Genomic DNA, 19,844 nt, shown 5'->3' on the forward strand with positions numbered 1-19,844 from the left:
TCATCTAAATGCTTTTGATGCCAAGCACGAAGTGTTTCAGGAGTACAACCAATCTTAGGCGCAATAGCTGTGATCGCAGCCCAATTAGATGGATAGTCTTTTTCAGATTCAATCAATAATTGAACCGCTCTTTCTCTGATTTCAGGGGTATATTTTAATTTGGTCATCGGAACATTCTCTCAGAATACTGAGTCTCCGACAAACCCGGTACGGTTCAGGAACTCAAATTGCTAAGACAGGTGAGAAAAATCAAAATAGACAGGATCAACTTGGTGTAGTAGCTCCGGAAGCAGACGCTCCAGAGAAAGTTTTACAATTTACTTTACATGCAGAAGTTTTAAATGATGCAGAGGAAAATGTGAATGTAAATGGTGTGAAATTTAAATCTGCTGCTCTTGATGCTTTAGTTGATGCCAAAGTTTCGGTAAATGGTATATCAGTAAGCAAAGATTCAGATGGGTATTATACTTATCAAGGCACTTCAAGTAGTCAAGTTGAAGATTTTGTAGTGAAAGTTACAGTCCCTGAAACCTCAATTCAAGATGTAAATGTACTTACAACCCAGCTCGAAACAGAGTTAGGAAACAGTAACAATGTGCTTCCTATTCAGGAAACAGTGACTGCGACAGCATCGTTTGCGATGTTCTCATTAGAAAGTGAAAGTTTACTTATTGGTGATGATATTGTTTTCGACCTTCTCGCAGACGACAATTTGGGCGGTAATACATTAACAACAGTAAATGATTTTTCTATTGCTGACCAAATCGATATATCTTCATTACTTTCTGACGATGCAACTGAAGCAAATCTCGCAGAGTTTGTAACAGTAGAATATGACGAAGAAACTGATTCAGCTGTGATTTCAATTGACCGTGATGGCACATCAGGTGCGGAATATGAATCACAAGATCTTGTAGTCTTGCTCAATCAAACCAACAAAGTCGAACTAGATGACCTAATCAACAATAATCAAATTATTTACTAATAATTTGATGAACTAAAAAAGCACCTTCGGGTGCTTTTTTTGCTTCCCAAAAAGTGAATGCAGATTGAATACTTGGTTTTAATCAACAACTCATCGGAATTAAAACAAATACGCTATATCTACACTTGTATATTGAATAAGCTTTCTTTGCGCTTAAAAAGCGACACTTATCTGATGACGTAGCTCAAAAGGTATGCATAAAAACAAATTAATGGACAATAAAAATGAAAAAGAATCTCTGGATCAGGACACTTCTTTGTATGACGGTTGCGGTGTCACCACTTACTTTCGCAGCGACCAGCACTGCACCCGTTCCACCCAATAGCCAGCAAGTCTTTTTTGTCGGCAATAACTGGGATGGTACGGTTACAGTCATCAATCCTGCAAAAAACTATCAGAAACTTGGTGTCATCAATATGGTGCCCGACAAAAAAGAACGGCTCACTGAAATTTACCTTAACCCAGTAAAATTGATCGCCTATAGCTATATTCGTAATACAGCAGGAGAGGGAAATGATCAATTGGTCGATGACATGTATTCCACACCAGATGGCAAATCGGTAGTTGCATCACGCCCAAGTTTTGCAGATGTAGTCTCGATTAACATAGCAACAGGGAAAATTAATTGGCGCACACCCGTTGAGGGATTTCGAGCAGACCATATGGCAGTATCCCCTGATGGGCAACAGGTTGCAGTATCAGCGTCTTCAGGAAATGTCGTACATATACTCGATATCAACACAGGCAAAGAGCTCGGGCGCTTTGCCACAGGAGATAAGCCACATGAAAATATTTACTTTGATGGTGGCACAAAAATTCTTAACTCAGCCATAGGTAATGTGGAAACCTCAATGGATGCAGCGTGGCAGGATTTCACTAAAGGCAAACGCTATATCACCATTGCCGATGCTAATAATTTTAAAGTCTTGAAAAAAATTGATTTTCGACCTGCATTGGATGCCTTTGGCCGTAAAGACCTGTCTAACTCAGTTCGACCGATTGTATTTAGTAAAGATGAATCCAAAATCTATGCTCAGGTCTCATTTTTTAATGGTCTGGTCGAATATGATCTCAATCAAGACAAAGTCACGCGCATTGCACAGCTTCCGGGAAGTACAACTATTCCCTCTGATCGCACGAAATGGGTAAATGACTCACGTCATCATGGGCTTTCAATCAGTGGAGATGGTGAAAAACTATGTGTCGCAGGAACCATGGATGATTATGCCACCATCGTCGATCGTAAAACTTTGACCGCGGCGAAACTGATTGCTGCGGGCAAACCGTATTGGGCAACGCAAAGCCCAGATGGTAAACGCTGTGTCATTTCTGAAAGTGCGACAGATGCAGTAACCGTGATCGATTTCGCGACAGGTGAAAAAGTCATCACTGTGCCTGTTGGCAATCACCCACAGCGCGTTCGTTTAGGTTATGCACCAGCAGGATGGGGCAGTCAGTAAAACAGTTTAATTCAAATGAAAATGGAAAATTCAGAGTCAAATCGGCTCTGAATTTTTTTAAATATAAGAATGTATCTAGAGACTGCATCATGAATAAAAAATTGATAGCTTTAGGATTAACGTTTAGCTTGTTTTTAGGGTTGATGATTCTATTTTTAAAGCCAAAGCAAGAGCACGTAGAGCAGCAACAGACTCAACTGGATACACAAAAAGTTCTTAGCCCGCTTACAGTGCAAACCACTAATAATGCTTTAAATGATCAAAGTTCAAAACAAAAACAAGAAAGACAAGATAAGGAAATACACACCCAGTTATTACAGCAACGTGAACAGGTATATCAAGAATTTCAGCAAATAAACACGCTGATGAGTCAGGGACAGCAGCCGAATCAAAATCAAGTACTCGCTCTACTCGAGCAACAATATAACTTGGTTAAAAAAGGTGTCGTGAAATTGGATGAAGCCATTTCATCCATTCAATATTTACGACAAATACTTCCTGAAATGGACAGAGCTTTGGATAGACAGTTAGCTAAACTGGAACAACTCAAAAAATGAATTAACTTGAATAAATAAACTTTTAAACTAACTAAACTTAAATGAAATAATTATGGTGAAGAACAAAAGTAGAGGGGCACGGAAATAGAATAGTAAATTAAAAAATGTTTTTTAAATCAAATACTTGTAATTTAAATAAGGATTTGGAAAATAAACACTCCGAAGATGCCGCTGCAAATGTCGTGACCCTGAACCCGATGAGTTCAAGGTGGACGCGACGTACACTCGCTGGGTTTCCCACTCGAGGAGGGCATACGCTCAGAATATACAGAACACATCCATAAGTTTAAGTATCGGCAGGGGATTAGACCTAGCTGGCGAACACCTCAGAGATGTGCTCAGTATAACGAATTCAGCGTTATTGGCAAATCACCAAACACTGACAAAGTGTTTAAAATGAAGCAATCGGGCAAAGTATAATCACTAAACCACCGATTAATCAGTCAATTCTTCAACTTGTTCCAAAATATTTTGCAACAAAAGTTCGCAGTTTGCATATTCTTGCAAACTCTTATTCATTGACAGGACTTCTTGCATTAATTCAAGTGCAACCATAATGATCAACTTACTCGGTTCCATACGTGGTGCTTTACGACGAAATTCATCGTATTTGTCATTCAGTAATTGTGCTGCGCGTTCTAAATCGGCTTGTTGGTCAGAAGTCGTTGCTAAACGGAAACTATGACCTAGAACTTTTAAATCAACTGCAATTTGTTCACTCATGATCAAACTTCCTCATTACTTTCAGTCGGATGTGCCAATTGTTGAATTTCTTGCGCATGTTGATCTTGAGCTGTACCTAAAATAGCTAAACGTTGAATAATCGCTTCAACTTTTGCTTTGGCATGTTCATTTTTTTGCAATAAACGTTCACGTTCTTGCTGCAAACCTTGAATTTCTTGTTGAGCATGACGCTGTTCATTTTGCATCTTTTCTTTAACGATACGTAGCTCATTACGTTCTGCCAAAATTTCTTGAAAACGATTTTTTAGATCAGTACAGCTTTTTTCGAGGCGGCTGTATCGGTCAGCCAAAGCAGTTGCATCAGTATTGAGCTGTTGAAGTTGAGCACGTGAATCAGTTAATTGCTCATTCAGTGTTTCAATTTCTTCTTGTTTCGAGGTGATAATGCCGTTCTTGTGTACAATTTGAGCATGATGCTGCTCATTAGATGAGTTTTTCTCATCTTGTAAGGCACCATTTTCGCTTTCAAATTGCGCCAGTCGCGTTTTTAAAACGCTAATATGCGCTTGGAGACGCTGTAATTCTTCTAACATAACGTAGTCGCACAGTCTTGCAAACAAAGGTAATATATACGAAGTATAGAGATTGGATAAGCGAATGCAAGACGATATTTCAGGTTGGTCAGATTGGTCCCAGAATTTTTCTAAAATTGAAGAAATTTCAAGCCCAAGTGAGTTACATGGTCTACTCACTGGTATAGTTTGTGTGTCACAACCCCCGAGTCGTGAAGAGTGGCAACAAATTTTAGCAACGCTTGATGTAGCTGAATTAGACGAAGATGCGGTGGCATTGTTAACTGAAGAAGCAGAAGATGTAGCTCATTCACTTTCAGATGATGAACTCGACTATCTTCCTTTATTACCAGATGATGATCACTTGCTAGGTGAGCGTGTGCAAGCCTTGGCAGATTGGTGTGCAGGTGTTGTTCTTGGTTTTGGTTTAGCGGCAGGTCATCTGCGCACCAATGAACAAGAATTGATAGAGCATTTACAGGATGTCGCTTCAGTAGAATTTGAAGATTCAGATGATGATGAAGAAGGTGAAGAAAGCTATCAGGAATTATACGAATTTGTTCGTTTAATCCCAGTGAGCCTTTCTATGGGACGTACCAAAGTTGATGTTTCAGAAACACCGTTGCTACAACTGAGCGCTAAAAATTCATCGGCTCAAGTGGGTAATGTGGTTGAAATGTTCACCCCGCATCGTCCAAGCTAAGGCATTAATTTTGCTTATATCTATGTGAGGTATTACGTGTTTTTATATGTGCCTCACATAGATTGAGAGATTCATATTCAATTGAATCAAAATTTAAACAATATCAGCCAGCAGGTATAAGAAGTACTTAAATGAAGAAATTAACTCAAGCGGATTTTCAAGAACGTCGAGACATCCTTGCGGGTGAAATGGGACTACGTAGTATTGCAATTATTGCCACGAGCAAAGAAGCCATGCGTAATCGCGACGCAGATTATAAATTTCGAGCTGATAGTAGTTTCTTTTATTTAACAGGTTTTGCTGAACCTGAAGCGGTTGCAGTGATTGAAACCTTTGATAGCGAAGAAGAAGGTTATAGCTATAGTTTGTTCTGCCGTGAACGTGACCGTGAAATGGAAATTTGGAATGGCTACCGTGCGGGTGTAGATGGGGCTGTAGAAGATTATGAAGCTGATGAAGCTTATGCAATTGATTTGCTTGATGAAGAAATTTTAGAAAAATTACAAAATAAAGATAAATTATTCTACCGTATTGGGCAGCAACCAGATTTTGATGCTCGTGTGGCGCAGTGGATTTCGGCTGCAAGTGGTGAATCACGTAAGGGTGCAAGTGCGCCTGCTCAAGTCATTCAACTAGATCGCATCATTGATGAAATGCGTTTGCATAAGTCTAATGATGAACTTGAATTGATGCAGATTGCTTCGGATATTTCAGCAGAAGCGCATACTCGTGCCATGCAAACGGTTAAACCAGGCATGATGGAATATGCACTAGAAGCAGAACTGAATTATGTCTTTGGTAAAAATGGCTGTGTGCCTTCCTATAACAGCATTGTCGGCGGCGGTGAAAATGGCTGTATTTTGCACTATGTGGAAAATGACAAAGAACTCAAAGATGGTGATTTGGTACTGATTGATGCAGCATGTGAATATCAGCTGTATGCCTCAGACATTACCCGCACTTTCCCAGTCAACGGTAAATTCAGCCCTGAACAAAAAGCACTTTATAATATCGTACTCGATGCGCAAATTGCGGCGATTGATGCGGTGCGTATCGGCAACTCTTATAAAGAACCACATAACGTTGCAGTGCGTATTTTAGTTCAAGGTTTATTGGATCTTGGCATTATGCAAGGAGATATTGACGAAATCATCGCAAAAGAAAGTTACCGCCAATTCTATATGCATGGTACGGGTCATTGGCTTGGTATGGATGTGCATGACGTCGGTTCATACAAGCAAGACGGTGAATGGCGTGCCTATGAAGAAGGCATGGTTGTAACGGTTGAACCGGGGCTCTATATTGCGCCTGATGATGAAAGCGTTGATGCGAAATGGCGTGGTATCGGTATTCGTATTGAAGATGATGTGGCTGTAATTAAAGCAGGTCCACGTGTTTTAACAGCTGCAGTGGTCAAGTCGGTGGAAGACATTGAAGCCTTGATGGCGAAGTAATTTACTGTAAGAGAATAAGCCGGTCAGATGATCGGCTTTTTTTATCTACAAGCGGTCTTATAAATACTAGTCATATAGACAAGGGTAATTAACAATGGAGTTGATTTTATGACGTTAAGTTTTTACAAAAATTAGATATAAGTCTTTTTAAATTAATCGTATAAGTTTTTTATTTTAATCATAATTATGGGTGTTAGAAAAGCTGGGGTGGTTATTCCCTTTAATGGCAATCAACAGGATATTGAAAGACTGATAAATGATTGGCTGGTTTATTTTGAAGAAAACTCAAAATCTGCATTAGATATAGAGTGGCTGACGGATCATATTGTTTGTATCAATAGTGCCGGATTAGCACATTTTGCTTTTACTGAACCTGAAAAATGGAGCAGTTTGCTAAGCAGTCAGTTGCCGATGAAATGGATGATCTTCTTTGATTTTGCAGACACAAATTCAAGCTATAGCTATGCGCTTTATAAAGAGGGTGCAGAAATCAGATGTGTCATTCAAGCGGAAGAAGATGAACTTTACATGGATGGAGAAAGACAAGATTTTGAAAAGGAATGGTTAAACTTTTCAACAAGATATTTATACGAATATGTTGAAAATGGCAAAGTTCAAAAAAAATGGACGACTGATTTAAACAGTTTAAAAGAAGAAATCAATGAAGATTTGGAAAGCTATTATCAATATTATTATTTTAGCGAAAAGGATCATTTAATTTATCATACTCAATTGGTTCGGCTGTTATTGATTGAACTCTTTAAAATCTATGTCGGTTTTGAAATCTTTGATAGTGATTATAATCCAGTAAAGAAAATAAAGTTTAAGTATAACAATCAGCGTACTTATGATGATTATTTAAGTTTAGCATCAAGAGGGGATATTGCAGCCCAAATTAAATTGGGTGAAATGTATGAAATGGGATGCGGCGTCGAAAAAAATGATTTAACAGCACAAGGATGGTATCAAAAAGCGGTTGATCAAGGGGATGATGCGGCGATGCTGAAGTTAGCAGCGCTGTTGTTCAAAAAACCATGTAAAACAGAGGTTCATATTGCTTTAGATCTACTGAATCAGTCAGTGGAAAAGGGAAATATAAACGCAAGAACGGCCCTTGCTGAAATATATGAAAAGGGCGAAATTCTTGATCAAGATTATAATCTAGCTATGAACTTGTACAAGCAATCGGCAAAACAAGGCTGTGCAATTGCCCCCTATAAAATTGGTTTAATGTATGAGCTGGGTAATGGTGTAAATCTAGACTTAAAGATAGCAAAGCGCTGGTATCACCAAGCGGCGAATGCTTTTAATCAAGATGCAGAAATTCGATTACAGAAATTAATCCAGTATTTTAATGCTTAACTTCCTAAGCACCTTATTTAAATTACTGATGTTACTGCGTAACATCAGTTAGGCAGAATAACAAGGCACTTTTTATGAAGGGCGATGTGAATCATTTGAATGAGGAAGCTGATGCTTGAAATTAAAATGATCTGTGGTTGAGCCGGAAATTTAATCGGCTCAGTCATTTTTATTGTGATTTTAAGTGATTCGCTATTTTTTGAGATGAATATTTACGGCGAGAGATGATTTATTTTGTATTTATTCAGTGCAAATACCCGCAACAAATTTGTATTTCATTATAAAAAATCATGCCCTTGATGTAAGATAAAATCCATTACAGATTATATGTATTTCGAGTGAATGTCCTAAATTCGAATACTTGATAAAAAAGGAAGTAAGTATGCAGCAAGAAGTCATCATTGTCGGTGGTGGTATGGTCGGTTTAAGTCTGGCACTCATGTTGGCCAAAGCCAAAATTGGCGTAAAACTTTTAGAAGCCATTAAATACCCAAATTATGATGATGCAAACCTTGCGCCTTATCACTCGAGTTTTGATGCGCGAAACAGCGCCTTGTCACGCCGTACGGTGCAAATTTATCAAGAACTAGGCCTCTGGGATGCTTTGCAGGAACACGCCACACCTATTTTAGAAGTAAATATTACAGAGCAAGGTAGTTTTGGTAAGGCAAGACTCAAAGCAGAACAAGAAAAAGTCGAAAGCTTTGGACAAGTCATTGAAAATGCATGGTTAGGCCGTGTGCTGCTCACAGAAGTCAAAAAAGAACCGTTGATTGAATTAATTGATGGCGTACAAGTGACTTCACTGACGCAGGATGCAGACTTTGCATATTTAGAAGCACAGCGTGCTGAAGAACAGCTCAAACTACAATCTAAAATTGTGATTGCCGCAGATGGCCGTGACTCATTCTGCCGTAAAGCCCTAGGTGTCGGCGCATCAGAACATGATTATGATCAAGTGGCGATTGTAACGACGGTACAAACCTCTAAACCGCATGCTCATGTCGGCTTTGAGCGCTTTAGTCCACTTGGCCCGTTAGCGCTGTTGCCACTTCCGGGGGAATACCGCCGCTCAGTGGTTTGGCCTGTGCCGAAAGGAACTGAAGGCGAGTGGATGGGTGATGAAAATGATCAGCATTTCTTAGATGCCTTGCAAGAAACCTATGGCGACCGTGCAGGTAAATTCAAAAAAACAGGTAAACGTTTCAGCTTCCCATTGTCCCAAGTTCTTGCAGAAAAACAAGCTGTCGGCCGTGTGGTGCTGATGGGCAATGCTGCGCATACTATTCATCCTGTCGCGGGTCAGGGCTTTAACTTGTGTATGCGTGATGCCTATGTACTGCGCCGTTATTTAACAGAGCAAGTTGAAAAAAATGCCGATTTGGGTGATGCAGCTATGTTGCTGGATTATGAAAAATCGCGCCTGACCGATCAGCAGCGGGTGATTAAATTCTGTGATTCAGTTGTTCGTGGTTTTAGCAACCAAAACCCAATTTTAAAATTGATCCGCAATACTGGGTTAGTTGCCTTTGACACCATTCCGGGTATCAAGCCTTTGGTCGCGAATTATGCAATGGGGCTAAAAGCATGAGTTTAAATCAAACAGATGTATTGGATGCCGTAATTGTCGGCGGTGGTTTGGTTGGTGGTTTAACGGCATTGTTATTGGCGCAAGGCGGTGTGCAGGCTACGGTATTGGATGCGGCACCTATTTTGGATGCAGAAAAAACCAAAAGTGTTGCGAATCCTCGAGTTTTGGCGCTCAGTCAAGCCACCATTCATTTACTCAAGACTGTGGGTGTTTGGGAAAAGCTTGCCCGTCAGCAGCCTTATACTGGTATGCAGGTGTGGAATAAAAATGGCTATGGAGAAATCAATTTTGGTCATGTGGCAGAGCAAACACCATCAGTTGAGCAAGCTTTAGGTTCAATGGTTGAACCAAGTGTATTGAATTTAGCCATTCAAGAAAAAATGCTAGAACAGCTTGAAGACTACCGAACCCAAGTTAAGGTCAGTCGAGTTGAGCGTGGCGTTGGTGTGTGGATCATTCACCTCGCAGATGGTACCCAGCTCAAAACAAAACTGGTGATAGGTGCAGATGGTGCAAACTCATTTGTCCGTGAGCAAGCTTTCATCGATCTAGATGTATTGGACTATAAGCAAGCCGGTGTGAGCTGTGCAATTAAAACCTCCCAACCGCATCAGCATTTAGCACGTCAAATTTTCTTAGAAACTGGCCCTTTAGCATTTTTGCCGATGGCGAGTCTGAAAAAAGAAGAAAGCGGTTATTGGCAATCGATTGTGTGGACCTTACCAGATGATTATGCCGATGAATATGTGGCTTTATCCGATGTTGAATTTACTGCGTTGCTCACTCGAGAAAGCCATCACATGCTCGGCGAAGTCTTAGAAGCAACGCCACGTGCTAAATTTCCATTGAAGGCACGAGCTGCACAGCAATATGTTCATGATGGTCTAGCGCTGATTGGAGATGCTGCCCATGTGATTCATCCGCTTGCAGGACAAGGCGTGAATATTGGTTGTTTAGATGCAGCAGTGCTTTGCGATGTGCTTTTGACCGATAAAAAACGTGGTGTGTGGGCACATGAACAAAGTTTGAAGCGATATGAACACCGTCGTAAAGGGCAAAACGATGCCATGATGCATAGTATGTCCGCGATTGGTTGGTTAGAAACCACCACTTTTTCACCTGTGGTGTGGGCGCGAAACTTTGGTTTAAAACAAGTGGAAAATCAGACTGTTCTAAAAGATGCGTTTATGGCTCAAGCCAATGGTCTGAGTATTTTAAAAGATACAATCTATGCAGCTTAGGTCAAAGTCAGATATTTTTTAGACAGTCGTATAAACAAGGTTACGATTTTGATTAAAAAAGATACGATTTTTTGATTGTGGGTACTAGTCGAAATGCTCAGAGATTGCTAAATTTCTGTTAATTTAAAACCAGCCATTCGCTGGCAAACAGAAGTCATTCGCGGGGAGAACACAATGACTGATATGAACGATTATGATGATCCAGAAGATTCAGTAGTTGATGAAGATGAAGCACAAGCAGCTGAAAAAGGTGCAGGTGACGCAGCTGATTCTGCCTCTGATGGTGACACCTCTGAAGCTGAAACATTAACAGTGACTGCAAAACTAAAACAACGTCAGGCGCTTGAAGATGAAGTTGCTGCGTTCTTAGCGCGTGGTGGTCGTATTACCGAAGTCCCTCCAGACGAATCGGCAAAAGATTAAAAGTGAAAAAACACCACGTCATGTGGTGTTTTTTTTGCTTCATTCACTTGTGCGAGGCTGAAGGTCATTCATTTTTAAACTAAGCATGTTTAGTTATGACGTTGTGTAGTTATTTTAAGCCGTCTTTGGCTTCATATATTTACGACTGATCGCGTAAATAGGATAGAAAACAAAATGCAGTAAAAGCAAAAACATACAATTAATAATAAATGCAGCAATATACGGCGGTGCATGCATGGCCGCCACAGCAGCGACAAAAGATTGAAAAAGTAATACCGCACTCAAAACGACATAAGCCCAATAGCGATGCCTATCCCAAAATTGGCTCAGTTTCAGTAAATTACCGACTACAAAATAGAGGGAACAATATCCACAGACCATCGCAATCGCGCTATGATCGGCCGTCATTTGCTCGCCACTAATATAGTGCGGATAGGGTTGAATGCCAGTATAAATAATATGTGCAAGGGTCGTGAGCCAAACCAGATTAAAGAGAATGAACACCAGCGGTTTTTTGACAGACAGATTTATGGACATGTTATAAGCAACTTTTTTCATTCTATTTAAATTATTGTATGGGATAGCTTATGGAACCCGTAGGTCCCATAAGCGGTTCAAATTAAAAATAAAAAAAATTAAGCTTAATCGTTCGCTTGGGTTAATTCTAAAGCACGTTGATAGGCCACTTTCTTTTTAATCCCAGTTAAATCTGCAGCCAACTGAGAGGCAGCTTTAACGGACAAATCTTGAAGTAAACGGGTCAGCAATTTGTCTAACTTTTCTTGCTCTAGGTCTTTTTCTTCGGTCGCACCACCAATTACCAATACGATTTCGCCTTTTTGCTGATTGTGATCAGATTCGACAAAATGAACTAACTCACCCAAAGACATTTTTTTAATGGTTTCAAATGTTTTGGTAATTTCACGTGCAAAGCCCACGGGACGATCGGCACCAAAGACATTCGACATATCTTTTAGGCAATCCACAATACGGTGCGGCGCTTCATAGATAATCATGGTTTGGGTTTCGTCTTTCAGTTTTTCCAATGCTAGAAGACGTTGTGACTGTTTAGAAGGTAAAAAGCCTTCGAAACTAAAACGGTCACTGGGCAGACCGACAGCACTGAGAGCTGCAATGGCAGCACAGGCACCTGGTACAGGAATGACACGAATATTTTTTTCTTGTGCAGCACGAACCAGTTTAAAGCCAGGGTCACTGATTAATGGCGTGCCTGCATCACTGATCAGCGCCATATTTTCACCTTTTTCTAGGCGTTCAATGAGCTGGTCTATTTTGTTGCTTTCGTTATGGTCGTGACAAGCAGTTAAAGGCGTATTGATACTAAAATGTTTAAGTAATTGTACGGAAGTTCGTGTATCCTCGGCGGCAATAATTTTAACCGACTTCAATACCTCAATTGCACGATAACTAATATCATCTAAGTGCCCGATTGGAGTTGCAACAACAAATAACTGAGCACTCATAGGTTTCTCCATGTTGGATAATAAGAACAAAATTTTGGGTCTTTGCCTTTTAAGCAGTCTGTTTACTGCTGCACAGGCAGACGTCTTGGTCATTCTACCTGAATCTGGCCCTATGGCGCGAGCCGCATCCAGTATTAAGCAAGGTTTCAATAGTGCATATCAATCATCAGACTACAAAGTGCCCATTAAGTTTGTAGATTCAAATCAAAAGCAAATTGCAGTGATATTGAAGCAACAGGTCAATAAAAAAACTCAATTGGTGATTGGCCCTTTAGCACGTCAAGACGTTGAAGCACTTGTAAAGGCAAAGCCTAAAGTCCGCGTGTTGGCTTTAAATGAAACGACCAGCCAGATTCCAAACGTCTGGCAGTACAGTCTATCGAAACGTGATGATGCTTTAGCACTCCAAAAAGTTTTTGAAAAAGACAAATTAGCGCAAGTGTTAGTGTTACGTCAGCCCGCAACTGAGGCAGAACATGAATTATTGCTCATGTCCTTAATCAGCCAAAGTTCAGTGCCTATTCAAGTGGTTGAACAACTCCCAACGAAGCTAGACAAAAATCAAGGGGTGCTGTTGCTGGGCAATAATGAATGGTTAAACAGTCAAAAAAAACTACCTAAAGCAAAACTATATAGCGTCGCCAATGCGATTGAAGCTACAAAGCCCATTCCTGTAGGGCTGAAATTTTGTGATGCACCTGCATTGCATGACGCGCGTTGGCCTGACCTGATCCGAGCTTATGAGGAAAATCCAGTAGATATGCCATATCAACGTCTTTTAGCTTTTGGTGGGGACACATGGCATATTGCAAAACAATATTTGCAAGAACCGAAATTAAAAAGCATTGAATTTCAGGGGCGAACAGGACTAATCAAAATTAGTCAAAACAATATTCAGCGTGTTCCTCACTGCTATGAGCGAAGTAAAAAAGGCATCGTAGCGATCTCACTATAGGGATGAAACGATGCAGCTAAACTTAGAGCAGATGAATATAGGACAGATGAATCTGGGACAGTGGGCAGAACAGCAAGCGCTACGTTTGGTTGAGCAGCAAGGCTATGTACAGGTGCAACAGAATTATCATAGTCGTTATGGTGAAATTGATTTGATCGTCACACGTGGTCAAGAATTGGTGTTTATCGAAGTTAAAGCCCGTTCGAATACCCGTTATGCTCAAGCCGTTGAAAGTATTTCTATTCACAAACAACGTAAGATGATGAAGACTGCGTTGCATTTTTTAAATGAACAGTCACATTTTCAAAATTATTATTGTCGCTTTGATGCAATTTGTTTTGATTTTTATCAACACTTTGCAAAAACACTACAGCAAGATTTTTCTAAATACCCGTATCATCAGCAATGGATTGAAAATGCTTTTACTTTTGATCAAGAGTTGATTAATCTCTGATAAAACAAACTGTGTAAACGCATAGAAAAATACGTGTGGAAATTTGAGGAGTCGTGCTGAGTGGTTAAGCGTATTGCAATAACGATGCTTTGTGTCGCAAGTTTATCTGGCTGTGCGAGTTTTATTTCGAATGGAACAGGATCAGCACCTGTAGGAACTGAAAGCGGCGCACGCTCATTGGGACAAGTTTTTATTGACTCTTCCATTGTTCGAACAGCAAAAATTAACTTATATAAATTAGATACTCGTTTTAAACAGTCACGTGTCAATATTGAAAGTTTTCATGGCAATGTCTTATTGACTGGGCAGGTGCCAGATAATCATTTAAAAGAATTGGCAGAAGAAAATGTCCGTTCAATGAGTGATGTCAAAACTGTACATAACTATATTACAGTGGATAATCAGATCAGCTATAGCACCATCATGCAAGATACTGCGGTCACTGCGAATACCCGTGGTTTGATTATGAAAGCGCCTGTGGTGTCTGACAGCAAAGTACACATTCATACTGAAGATGCTGTTCTTTATGTGATGGGCCGTTTAAACAGTGCGGAAATCACAGACTTAAATCAAATCTTGCAACAAGTGGGTAATGTAACGCGAATTGTCACTTTAATCGATAATATTGATCAGAACCCAAATCCACAGGCACGTTCAATTAACTCAAGTTACACCACACCTGCTGTAGGTAATGTGCAACCTGAAGTACAAACGCCTGTAGCGATAGATCCGGATGCTGTCGATCCAAATGCTCAATAAAATGTCGGAAATGATGCTGTAAAATATGAATCAATGGTCTCTGCGGCTTCAGCAAAAAATGGATTTGGCTAAATCTTTATACCGAAATTTTCGGTTATATGATTTTGGCAGTTATGCATTAAATCGACTGACACCCAAACAAGGATATCATGTTCAAAACAATATCCCTTATGGTCTAAAAGCGCGCCATCGCCTAGATTTGTATCGCACGTCAGCACCTCGTCAGCAACGTCCACTCATCGTGTTTGTACATGGTGGAGCGTGGATGCATGGTGACAAAAAGGATTATGGATTCATTGGTGAAGCTTTTGCCAAAGAAGGCTTCGATGTTGCTGTCATTAATTACCATCTCGCACCTGAATATATTTTTCCGGCTTCAATTGATGATCTTAGCCTTGCATTAAACTATTTGACGCAGTCTCAGCATAAGTTGCAGATTGAAGTGGAAAATGTGGTGTTAATGGGACATTCGGCAGGGGCATTTAATGTCATGTCTGCACTGTATCATCCGACGCCTTATCAGCTACAAGTGAAAGAGAATATTCGTGCAATTGTGGGATTGGCAGGGCCATATCATTTTGATTATAAAGGTGATCCGATTTGTGCAGATGCCTTTGATCAAAATGTACCGTATCAACAAGTGATGCCGTATTATTTTGTTGAGCACAATCAAGTGAAGCATTATCTATTTACTGCGGATAAAGACAATATCGTTGGCTATAGCAATAGTGAAGATTTTGATCGTCGATTAAAAGCCTCAGGCAACCATAGTCAATTGATTCAAATCCCTCGTGTTGGGCACATCACGATGATTGGTTCAGTTTCGAGTCTATTTAGTCGCTTCTTTAAAACCAAAGCTGAAATCATGCGTGTACTCGATGAAATTAGTCCACCTTAATGTCTTTGGTTAAATGATTGAAAATAAAAAAACCGCCAAGTATGGCGGTTTTTTTATTGCATGATTTATTTACTAAAAATAGCTACTTATAACCATGCTTCGGTGTCATCTGCAACAGCAGACCCATGGATGACATGCATAATCATCGAATGGGCGATACTTCCTTTGAACGGAATTTCAGGTAATGCATCAAATTTAAAGAAAGCCGCATCACTGATTTCTTCTTCTTGTAATTGAAGCTCACCTGAAGCATATTCTGCTTTAAAGGCGATCATTAAATTACTTGGGAAAGGCCAAGGTTGGCTTGCCAAATATTGAATATTTTTGACCTTCAGCCCAACTTCTTCTTCAGTTTCACGACGAACCGCTTCTTCTAAAGTTTCACCGACTTCAACAAAACCTGCGATCAGCCCATACATGGCACGGACATTTTTTGCATTTTTTGCCAATAATATTTCATCTTCACCACGGGTAATGACGGTAATGACACAAGGATTGACACGAGGGTATTGGTGATAACCGCAAGCGGGACAAACCATGGCATATTCTGTGGCGTGGACTTGAGTTGCTGTACCGCAGTGGCTACAAAATTTATGATTACGGCGCCATTCTAAGAGTTGAATAGCACGGCTGGCTTGTTCAAATTGCTGAACATTCCAAAGTTGTAAAAGCTGACGAATAGGGATGAGCTGTAAGCCTTCAGGAATTGGCTCATTTTCAAGTAGATCACGGGCAATCACTTGATCACCCGTGCCAATATTTAAATCACTTGCGAGTTGTTCAACTTCGGGAAGTTGAAAGTTTTCATCGACCAGCAATTGCTGTTGTTTGAAGATATACGCAAGTGATAATTTAGACATTAGGCTGCTGCTGATTTCAGTTTTTCGCTACTGTCCAATGCTACCTTAAACATGCCCTGTAAAACAGGTTGTTTGTTCTTTAAATTGTCAATCAACATATCTGCGCTTGCCAATGAATCTAATGCTTGATTCACTTCATTTGCTTCAATGGCTGTTGACGATTCAACTCGTTTCAAAATGAATTGAGCTGTTGAGTTCAGTGCATTTTGAGCCGCATCTGCATTGAGGAACAACATTGCACCACCAATTTCGCGGAATTGAGTTGCAGTCGCTTCAAGTTGTGTCAAATCTTGGTTTTGTAAATACTGAACCAAAGATTGGCTAGCAGCATCAATTAAAACCTTGGTCTCATTTAACAGAGCAGCGTGTGCTTCATCTAAACGGTCGAGTGAAATATTCATATTATTCACACGAAGTTGTAAGCGGCTAGAAGTGTGATGACGCTCAAGCACACCAATCGAGTTCATGGCAGACAAGATATTGTTCATCAACTGCTGGGCAAAGCTTTCATCTTGTAAAATCTCAGCATTACCTAATGACGCAGCTTGACGCGACAGGTCGTTATACGCTTCATTTAAGTTCAAGACTTTGAAAATATTTGCCAATTCGTTCAATTTCGCTTGAAGTTCTTGGGTTTTTTCAGGCGTCATATTTTGATAATTAAATTCAATATCATTACGAATTTGCGTCATTTCAGTCGTAACCAATTCACCAATGGTATGCATGGTTTCGAAGTCAGGACCATATAAATGACGACTGAAAACTTGCAATTGGGTGTCGGTAAGAAGGTCTTCACCGATATTTAACTTGCCACGAATATGATGAGAAATGTCATCTTCTTGGCTAATGCTTAGACTTAAGACATTGGCTAAATCAGAAATGGATGCTTTAAAGCGCTCAGTTCCTGCAAAATATTGAGCCATATTGCGTTCAATGCTTACCAAGGTGCGTAAACGAGCATCGGTAATTAAGATTTGATCAATTTGATTAAACGCAACAAAAACCAAGTTCCAGTATTGTTTGCTTGGATGTTTGTCTGAAAGACCTGCTAAATACGTACCGACCAATTTAATCGCTTGCAAATCCAGCTCAGTTTCTTCTTGTTTAATCAATTTATTCAACGCCAACTTATACAGACGGTGAACGTATTTTGATTTTTCAAGTGCAGGAGCTTGAGGTAAGTCAAAGTCAGGGGTAATACAATCGAGTAGGGACTCAATGTGTTGGCCTTCCGACGTTAGAGGTTTACCCAAAGACAGTTCTAGACGATTAAGACTGTCCAGCAGGAACTGTGGAATTTTAACTTCACGCAAGCAGATAAATTCGATATAGCGTTTCAGCATGGTCGTGCCTTCGCTCAGTGCGATGACATCTTGAGTGTTAATTTGCGCAGGATTCCCCATGATCTTGCGCATTAACTCTGCTGAATATTGAGCGATTTTTGCCAAACTTGGCATATCAACTAAAGCTAGTACTTGAGCACATTGTTCAAATTGAATCAGTGCATCATCAATCCCGAAAGGTAAAGTTTGATCTTCAACTAAGGTGCTGACTGCTGATTCGACTAACTTGATTGAGTTATCAACCTCATTTTTTATTATCAGCAAAGCCGTTGGATCAAAATGGATAGAGGTTTGGTAAGACATGTATCTGCACCTTTCCTAGATGTTTTATCTTGTTTATTAACCGCCCTTTAAGGCGGTCCATGTTTATGGTTTTACTATAGCGTATGTAAGAATTGTTTATATACAAAAAGTAACACGAAATTTAGATTTTATTTCGCAAAAAGGCAAGGTGTACCATGTTTTTCTTCAAATTGTTTGACCCATGTCTCATGGGCTTCAAGTTCATCTGCGGAAGGTAAAATCACGGGTAATTCTATTTCAACAGCGGCGCGGGTTTGCGAACCATCTTCATTTTGCGAGTGGGTCAGGGCATCGATATCAAAGGAAACCTGACCGCCCGTCATTGCTAGGTATACGTCAGACAGAATTTCCGCATCGAGTAAGGCACCATGGAAGGTACGGTCACGTTGTGGAATTTCGTAACGACGCACTAATGCATCGAGTGAGTTTTTCTGGCCTGGATGCTTGGCTTTGGCCATAGCCAAGGTATCGGTGACTTCGCAAACTTCAGATAAGGCCACAAAACCGGCACGTTTGAACTCCATATCAAGGAAGTTCATATCGAAGGTTGCGTTATGCGCAATGATTTCTGCGCCTTTTAGATAGTCAAATAATACATCAGCAATTTCAGCATACAGTGGTTTGTCTTTTAGAAAGTCATCACTGATTCCGTGAATATTTTCAGATTCACCGACAGGTTTTTGCGGGTTGATATAAATATGAATTGAGCTGCCCGTAAGTTTACGGTTAATCATTTCCACCGCACCGACTTCAATAATACGGTCGCCATCTTGGAAATAGAAACCGGTCGTTTCCGTATCCAAAATTAATTGTCGTGGGCCAGATACATCGACAGTTGCTGGTGTAATGACAATCATCGGATGGATTTCAGCAGCTTGTTTAGATCGTGTAGGAGCAGCTGTATTCAACGTTGAAGCAGTGTCAGTTGTTTGTTGTTCTATTTCAATGTCATCAATCTGCTCTGCATTGATCGCTGTGTCAGCAGTCATTTCAAGTGACGGAGCAATTTCTAGCGGCTGAGCAATTGAAGATTCCTGAATTGAAGCATCAACAATGCTTTCATTTGCAATCATTGCTTCTTCAGAGATTTCTTCTTCATCATCACTATCAGCAAATTCGAGTCCAAACGGATCATTTAATAGCCAGTCAGGTTCAGCTTTTTTTTTAGGTGCTTCAGCTGTAGATGCTGCTTGTTTGATGCGTTCGAGGGTTTTTTCTGCGCCTAGATTGGCCAATTGATCAGCCATTTCATTTCCCGGATGGCCTGCATGCCCTTTAATCCAGTTCCATTCAATTTCCCGACCCTGACAAGTTGCATCCAGTAATTTCCACAGATCAGGATTTTTAACATCTTTCCAGTTTTTCTTTTTCCAACCATGAATCCACTCGGTTATACCTTGTTTGACATAGTTGGAGTCTGTCCAAATGATCAGTTTTGCATCGGACGGACAGTGTTGAATACCTTCAATTGCCGCAGTCAATTCCATACGGTTATTGGTGGTTTCAGCTTCGCCGCCGCAGAGTTTTTCTTCTCCAGTTTCACGGATGATATACGCCCCCCAACCCCCTAAGCCAGGGTTGCCTTTACATGCACCATCAACATAAAGCGTGATTGTTTGAGACATAAATCAAATCCGGAGAAAAACGAGCATTCAGAACCGTATATTGTATAACGCAAATGACGGAGAGAAATCCATTTCTGGCGATTTTTTTAATTTCTTGTAACATTTATACTGAAATAGCGTTAAATTAACGC

Annotated in this window: 20 protein-coding genes, 1 other RNA gene and 1 pseudogene; 13 read left to right on the top strand and 9 right to left on the bottom strand. The window is 40.2% G+C overall.

Annotation, left to right across the window (positions count from 1 at the left end):
• Positions 1-167, bottom strand: a pseudogene (locus FTU17_RS12690) (IS3 family transposase); the annotation flags it as partial.
• Between the two features lie 191 nt (positions 168-358).
• On the opposite strand from FTU17_RS12690, the gene FTU17_RS17745 reads away from it, so the two are divergent.
• The 3 genes from FTU17_RS17745 (at position 359) to FTU17_RS12705 (ending at position 3,002) form a co-directional block, all read left to right on the top strand.
• Positions 359-985, top strand: a complete 627-nt coding sequence (locus tag FTU17_RS17745; RefSeq protein ID WP_180135621.1) for a type I secretion C-terminal target domain-containing protein — start codon at positions 359-361, stop codon at positions 983-985.
• 260 nt (positions 986-1,245) lie between these two features.
• The gene (locus FTU17_RS12700) at positions 1,246-2,445 is read left to right on the top strand and encodes a YncE family protein (protein ID WP_257227399.1); all 1,200 of its coding nucleotides are present in this window, start codon (positions 1,246-1,248) and stop codon (positions 2,443-2,445) included.
• An 89-nt stretch (positions 2,446-2,534) separates the two neighbouring features.
• Positions 2,535-3,002 (top strand): hypothetical protein, encoded by a 468-nt coding sequence (locus FTU17_RS12705; RefSeq protein WP_180135623.1) that lies wholly within the window; start codon positions 2,535-2,537, stop codon positions 3,000-3,002.
• A 153-nt stretch (positions 3,003-3,155) separates the two neighbouring features.
• Here the strand turns inward: FTU17_RS12705 and ssrS are convergent.
• From ssrS to FTU17_RS12720, 3 genes are all read right to left on the bottom strand, one after another.
• Positions 3,156-3,338, bottom strand: a non-coding RNA gene (gene ssrS / locus FTU17_RS12710) — 6S RNA.
• 99 nt (positions 3,339-3,437) lie between these two features.
• Positions 3,438-3,725 (bottom strand): cell division protein ZapA, encoded by a 288-nt coding sequence (locus FTU17_RS12715; protein ID WP_168378082.1) that lies wholly within the window; start codon positions 3,723-3,725, stop codon positions 3,438-3,440.
• 2 nt (positions 3,726-3,727) lie between these two features.
• A complete protein-coding gene (locus tag FTU17_RS12720) occupies positions 3,728-4,279 on the bottom strand; it encodes a hypothetical protein (RefSeq protein WP_180135624.1) in 552 nt (183 codons plus the stop codon).
• A 64-nt stretch (positions 4,280-4,343) separates the two neighbouring features.
• On the opposite strand from FTU17_RS12720, the gene FTU17_RS12725 reads away from it, so the two are divergent.
• The 6 genes from FTU17_RS12725 to FTU17_RS12750 all read left to right on the top strand — a co-directional run bounded on the left by FTU17_RS12725 (position 4,344) and on the right by FTU17_RS12750 (position 11,032).
• On the top strand, positions 4,344-4,961 hold the full coding sequence (locus tag FTU17_RS12725; RefSeq protein WP_111885849.1) for a UPF0149 family protein: 618 nt from the start codon (positions 4,344-4,346) through the stop codon (positions 4,959-4,961).
• A 131-nt stretch (positions 4,962-5,092) separates the two neighbouring features.
• Positions 5,093-6,415 (top strand): Xaa-Pro aminopeptidase, encoded by a 1,323-nt coding sequence (gene pepP / locus FTU17_RS12730; RefSeq protein ID WP_180135625.1) that lies wholly within the window; start codon positions 5,093-5,095, stop codon positions 6,413-6,415.
• A gap of 186 nt (positions 6,416-6,601) precedes the next feature.
• Positions 6,602-7,777: a tetratricopeptide repeat protein gene (locus FTU17_RS12735; protein ID WP_180135626.1), complete on the top strand. Its 1,176-nt coding sequence runs from the start codon at positions 6,602-6,604 to the stop codon at positions 7,775-7,777.
• Between the two features lie 382 nt (positions 7,778-8,159).
• Complete coding sequence (gene ubiH, locus FTU17_RS12740; RefSeq protein WP_180004158.1) at positions 8,160-9,368, top strand: 2-octaprenyl-6-methoxyphenyl hydroxylase; 1,209 nt, start codon at positions 8,160-8,162, stop codon at positions 9,366-9,368.
• The gene (locus FTU17_RS12745; protein ID WP_180135628.1) at positions 9,365-10,609 is read left to right on the top strand and encodes an FAD-dependent monooxygenase; all 1,245 of its coding nucleotides are present in this window, start codon (positions 9,365-9,367) and stop codon (positions 10,607-10,609) included. Before ubiH ends, FTU17_RS12745 begins: the two co-directional genes overlap by 4 nt.
• A 174-nt stretch (positions 10,610-10,783) precedes the next feature.
• Entirely contained in the window at positions 10,784-11,032 is a 249-nt protein-coding gene (locus FTU17_RS12750; protein ID WP_078189169.1) for a hypothetical protein, read from the top strand.
• Positions 11,033-11,146: 114 nt separating this feature from the next.
• Here the strand turns inward: FTU17_RS12750 and FTU17_RS12755 are convergent, their stop codons facing one another.
• A complete protein-coding gene (locus FTU17_RS12755; RefSeq protein ID WP_180089311.1) occupies positions 11,147-11,569 on the bottom strand; it encodes a hypothetical protein in 423 nt (140 codons plus the stop codon).
• 104 nt (positions 11,570-11,673) lie between these two features.
• Positions 11,674-12,516, bottom strand: coding sequence for a 16S rRNA (cytidine(1402)-2'-O)-methyltransferase (gene rsmI / locus FTU17_RS12760; RefSeq protein WP_180130953.1), 843 nt, complete (start codon positions 12,514-12,516; stop codon positions 11,674-11,676).
• 10 nt (positions 12,517-12,526) lie between these two features.
• Between rsmI and FTU17_RS12765 the strand changes: the two genes are divergently transcribed.
• From FTU17_RS12765 to FTU17_RS12780, 4 genes are read left to right on the top strand one after another with little or no spacing between them, the layout of a single operon-like run.
• Positions 12,527-13,471 (top strand): penicillin-binding protein activator, encoded by a 945-nt coding sequence (locus FTU17_RS12765; RefSeq protein ID WP_180135630.1) that lies wholly within the window; start codon positions 12,527-12,529, stop codon positions 13,469-13,471.
• 46 nt (positions 13,472-13,517) lie between these two features.
• Complete coding sequence (locus tag FTU17_RS12770; protein ID WP_180131034.1) at positions 13,518-13,925, top strand: YraN family protein; 408 nt, start codon at positions 13,518-13,520, stop codon at positions 13,923-13,925.
• A gap of 60 nt (positions 13,926-13,985) precedes the next feature.
• The gene (locus FTU17_RS12775) at positions 13,986-14,684 is read left to right on the top strand and encodes a BON domain-containing protein (RefSeq protein WP_180135632.1); all 699 of its coding nucleotides are present in this window, start codon (positions 13,986-13,988) and stop codon (positions 14,682-14,684) included.
• Positions 14,685-14,709: 25 nt separating this feature from the next.
• A complete protein-coding gene (locus FTU17_RS12780) occupies positions 14,710-15,582 on the top strand; it encodes an alpha/beta hydrolase (RefSeq protein ID WP_180011995.1) in 873 nt (290 codons plus the stop codon).
• A gap of 86 nt (positions 15,583-15,668) precedes the next feature.
• Here the strand turns inward: FTU17_RS12780 and nudC are convergent, their stop codons facing one another.
• From nudC to dnaQ, 3 genes are all read right to left on the bottom strand, one after another.
• Complete coding sequence (nudC, locus tag FTU17_RS12785; protein WP_180011997.1) at positions 15,669-16,442, bottom strand: NAD(+) diphosphatase; 774 nt, start codon at positions 16,440-16,442, stop codon at positions 15,669-15,671.
• Positions 16,442-18,088 (bottom strand): chemotaxis protein, encoded by a 1,647-nt coding sequence (locus tag FTU17_RS12790; protein WP_168379368.1) that lies wholly within the window; start codon positions 18,086-18,088, stop codon positions 16,442-16,444. Before FTU17_RS12790 ends, nudC begins: the two co-directional genes overlap by 1 nt.
• 128 nt (positions 18,089-18,216) lie before the next feature.
• Positions 18,217-19,713: a DNA polymerase III subunit epsilon gene (gene dnaQ, locus FTU17_RS12795; RefSeq protein ID WP_180135635.1), complete on the bottom strand. Its 1,497-nt coding sequence runs from the start codon at positions 19,711-19,713 to the stop codon at positions 18,217-18,219.
• Positions 19,714-19,844 lie beyond the last annotated feature (131 nt).

Origin of the sequence: Acinetobacter sp. YH12070, from assembly GCF_013419625.1 — a bacterium.
GTDB classification, from domain to species: Bacteria; Pseudomonadota; Gammaproteobacteria; order Pseudomonadales; family Moraxellaceae; genus Acinetobacter; species Acinetobacter amyesii.

What these genes read in the sequence shown, in the direction of transcription:
- FTU17_RS12700 (WP_257227399.1), top strand. Translation starts at nt 1,246, where the DNA reads ATGACGGTTGCGGTGTCACCACTTACTTTCGCAGCGACCAGCACTGCA.
- FTU17_RS12705 (WP_180135623.1), top strand. Translation starts at nt 2,535, where the DNA reads ATGAATAAAAAATTGATAGCTTTAGGATTAACGTTTAGCTTGTTTTTA.
- FTU17_RS12715 (WP_168378082.1), bottom strand. Translation starts at nt 3,725, where the DNA reads ATGAGTGAACAAATTGCAGTTGATTTAAAAGTTCTAGGTCATAGTTTC.
- FTU17_RS12720 (WP_180135624.1), bottom strand. Translation starts at nt 4,279, where the DNA reads ATGTTAGAAGAATTACAGCGTCTCCAAGCGCATATTAGCGTTTTAAAA.
- FTU17_RS12725 (WP_111885849.1), top strand. Translation starts at nt 4,344, where the DNA reads ATGCAAGACGATATTTCAGGTTGGTCAGATTGGTCCCAGAATTTTTCT.
- pepP (WP_180135625.1), top strand. Translation starts at nt 5,093, where the DNA reads ATGAAGAAATTAACTCAAGCGGATTTTCAAGAACGTCGAGACATCCTT.
- FTU17_RS12735 (WP_180135626.1), top strand. Translation starts at nt 6,602, where the DNA reads ATGGGTGTTAGAAAAGCTGGGGTGGTTATTCCCTTTAATGGCAATCAA.
- ubiH (WP_180004158.1), top strand. Translation starts at nt 8,160, where the DNA reads ATGCAGCAAGAAGTCATCATTGTCGGTGGTGGTATGGTCGGTTTAAGT.
- FTU17_RS12745 (WP_180135628.1), top strand. Translation starts at nt 9,365, where the DNA reads ATGAGTTTAAATCAAACAGATGTATTGGATGCCGTAATTGTCGGCGGT.
- FTU17_RS12750 (WP_078189169.1), top strand. Translation starts at nt 10,784, where the DNA reads ATGACTGATATGAACGATTATGATGATCCAGAAGATTCAGTAGTTGAT.
- FTU17_RS12755 (WP_180089311.1), bottom strand. Translation starts at nt 11,569, where the DNA reads ATGTCCATAAATCTGTCTGTCAAAAAACCGCTGGTGTTCATTCTCTTT.
- rsmI (WP_180130953.1), bottom strand. Translation starts at nt 12,516, where the DNA reads ATGAGTGCTCAGTTATTTGTTGTTGCAACTCCAATCGGGCACTTAGAT.
- FTU17_RS12765 (WP_180135630.1), top strand. Translation starts at nt 12,527, where the DNA reads ATGTTGGATAATAAGAACAAAATTTTGGGTCTTTGCCTTTTAAGCAGT.
- FTU17_RS12770 (WP_180131034.1), top strand. Translation starts at nt 13,518, where the DNA reads ATGAATCTGGGACAGTGGGCAGAACAGCAAGCGCTACGTTTGGTTGAG.
- FTU17_RS12780 (WP_180011995.1), top strand. Translation starts at nt 14,710, where the DNA reads ATGAATCAATGGTCTCTGCGGCTTCAGCAAAAAATGGATTTGGCTAAA.
- nudC (WP_180011997.1), bottom strand. Translation starts at nt 16,442, where the DNA reads ATGTCTAAATTATCACTTGCGTATATCTTCAAACAACAGCAATTGCTG.
- FTU17_RS12790 (WP_168379368.1), bottom strand. Translation starts at nt 18,088, where the DNA reads ATGTCTTACCAAACCTCTATCCATTTTGATCCAACGGCTTTGCTGATA.
- dnaQ (WP_180135635.1), bottom strand. Translation starts at nt 19,713, where the DNA reads ATGTCTCAAACAATCACGCTTTATGTTGATGGTGCATGTAAAGGCAAC.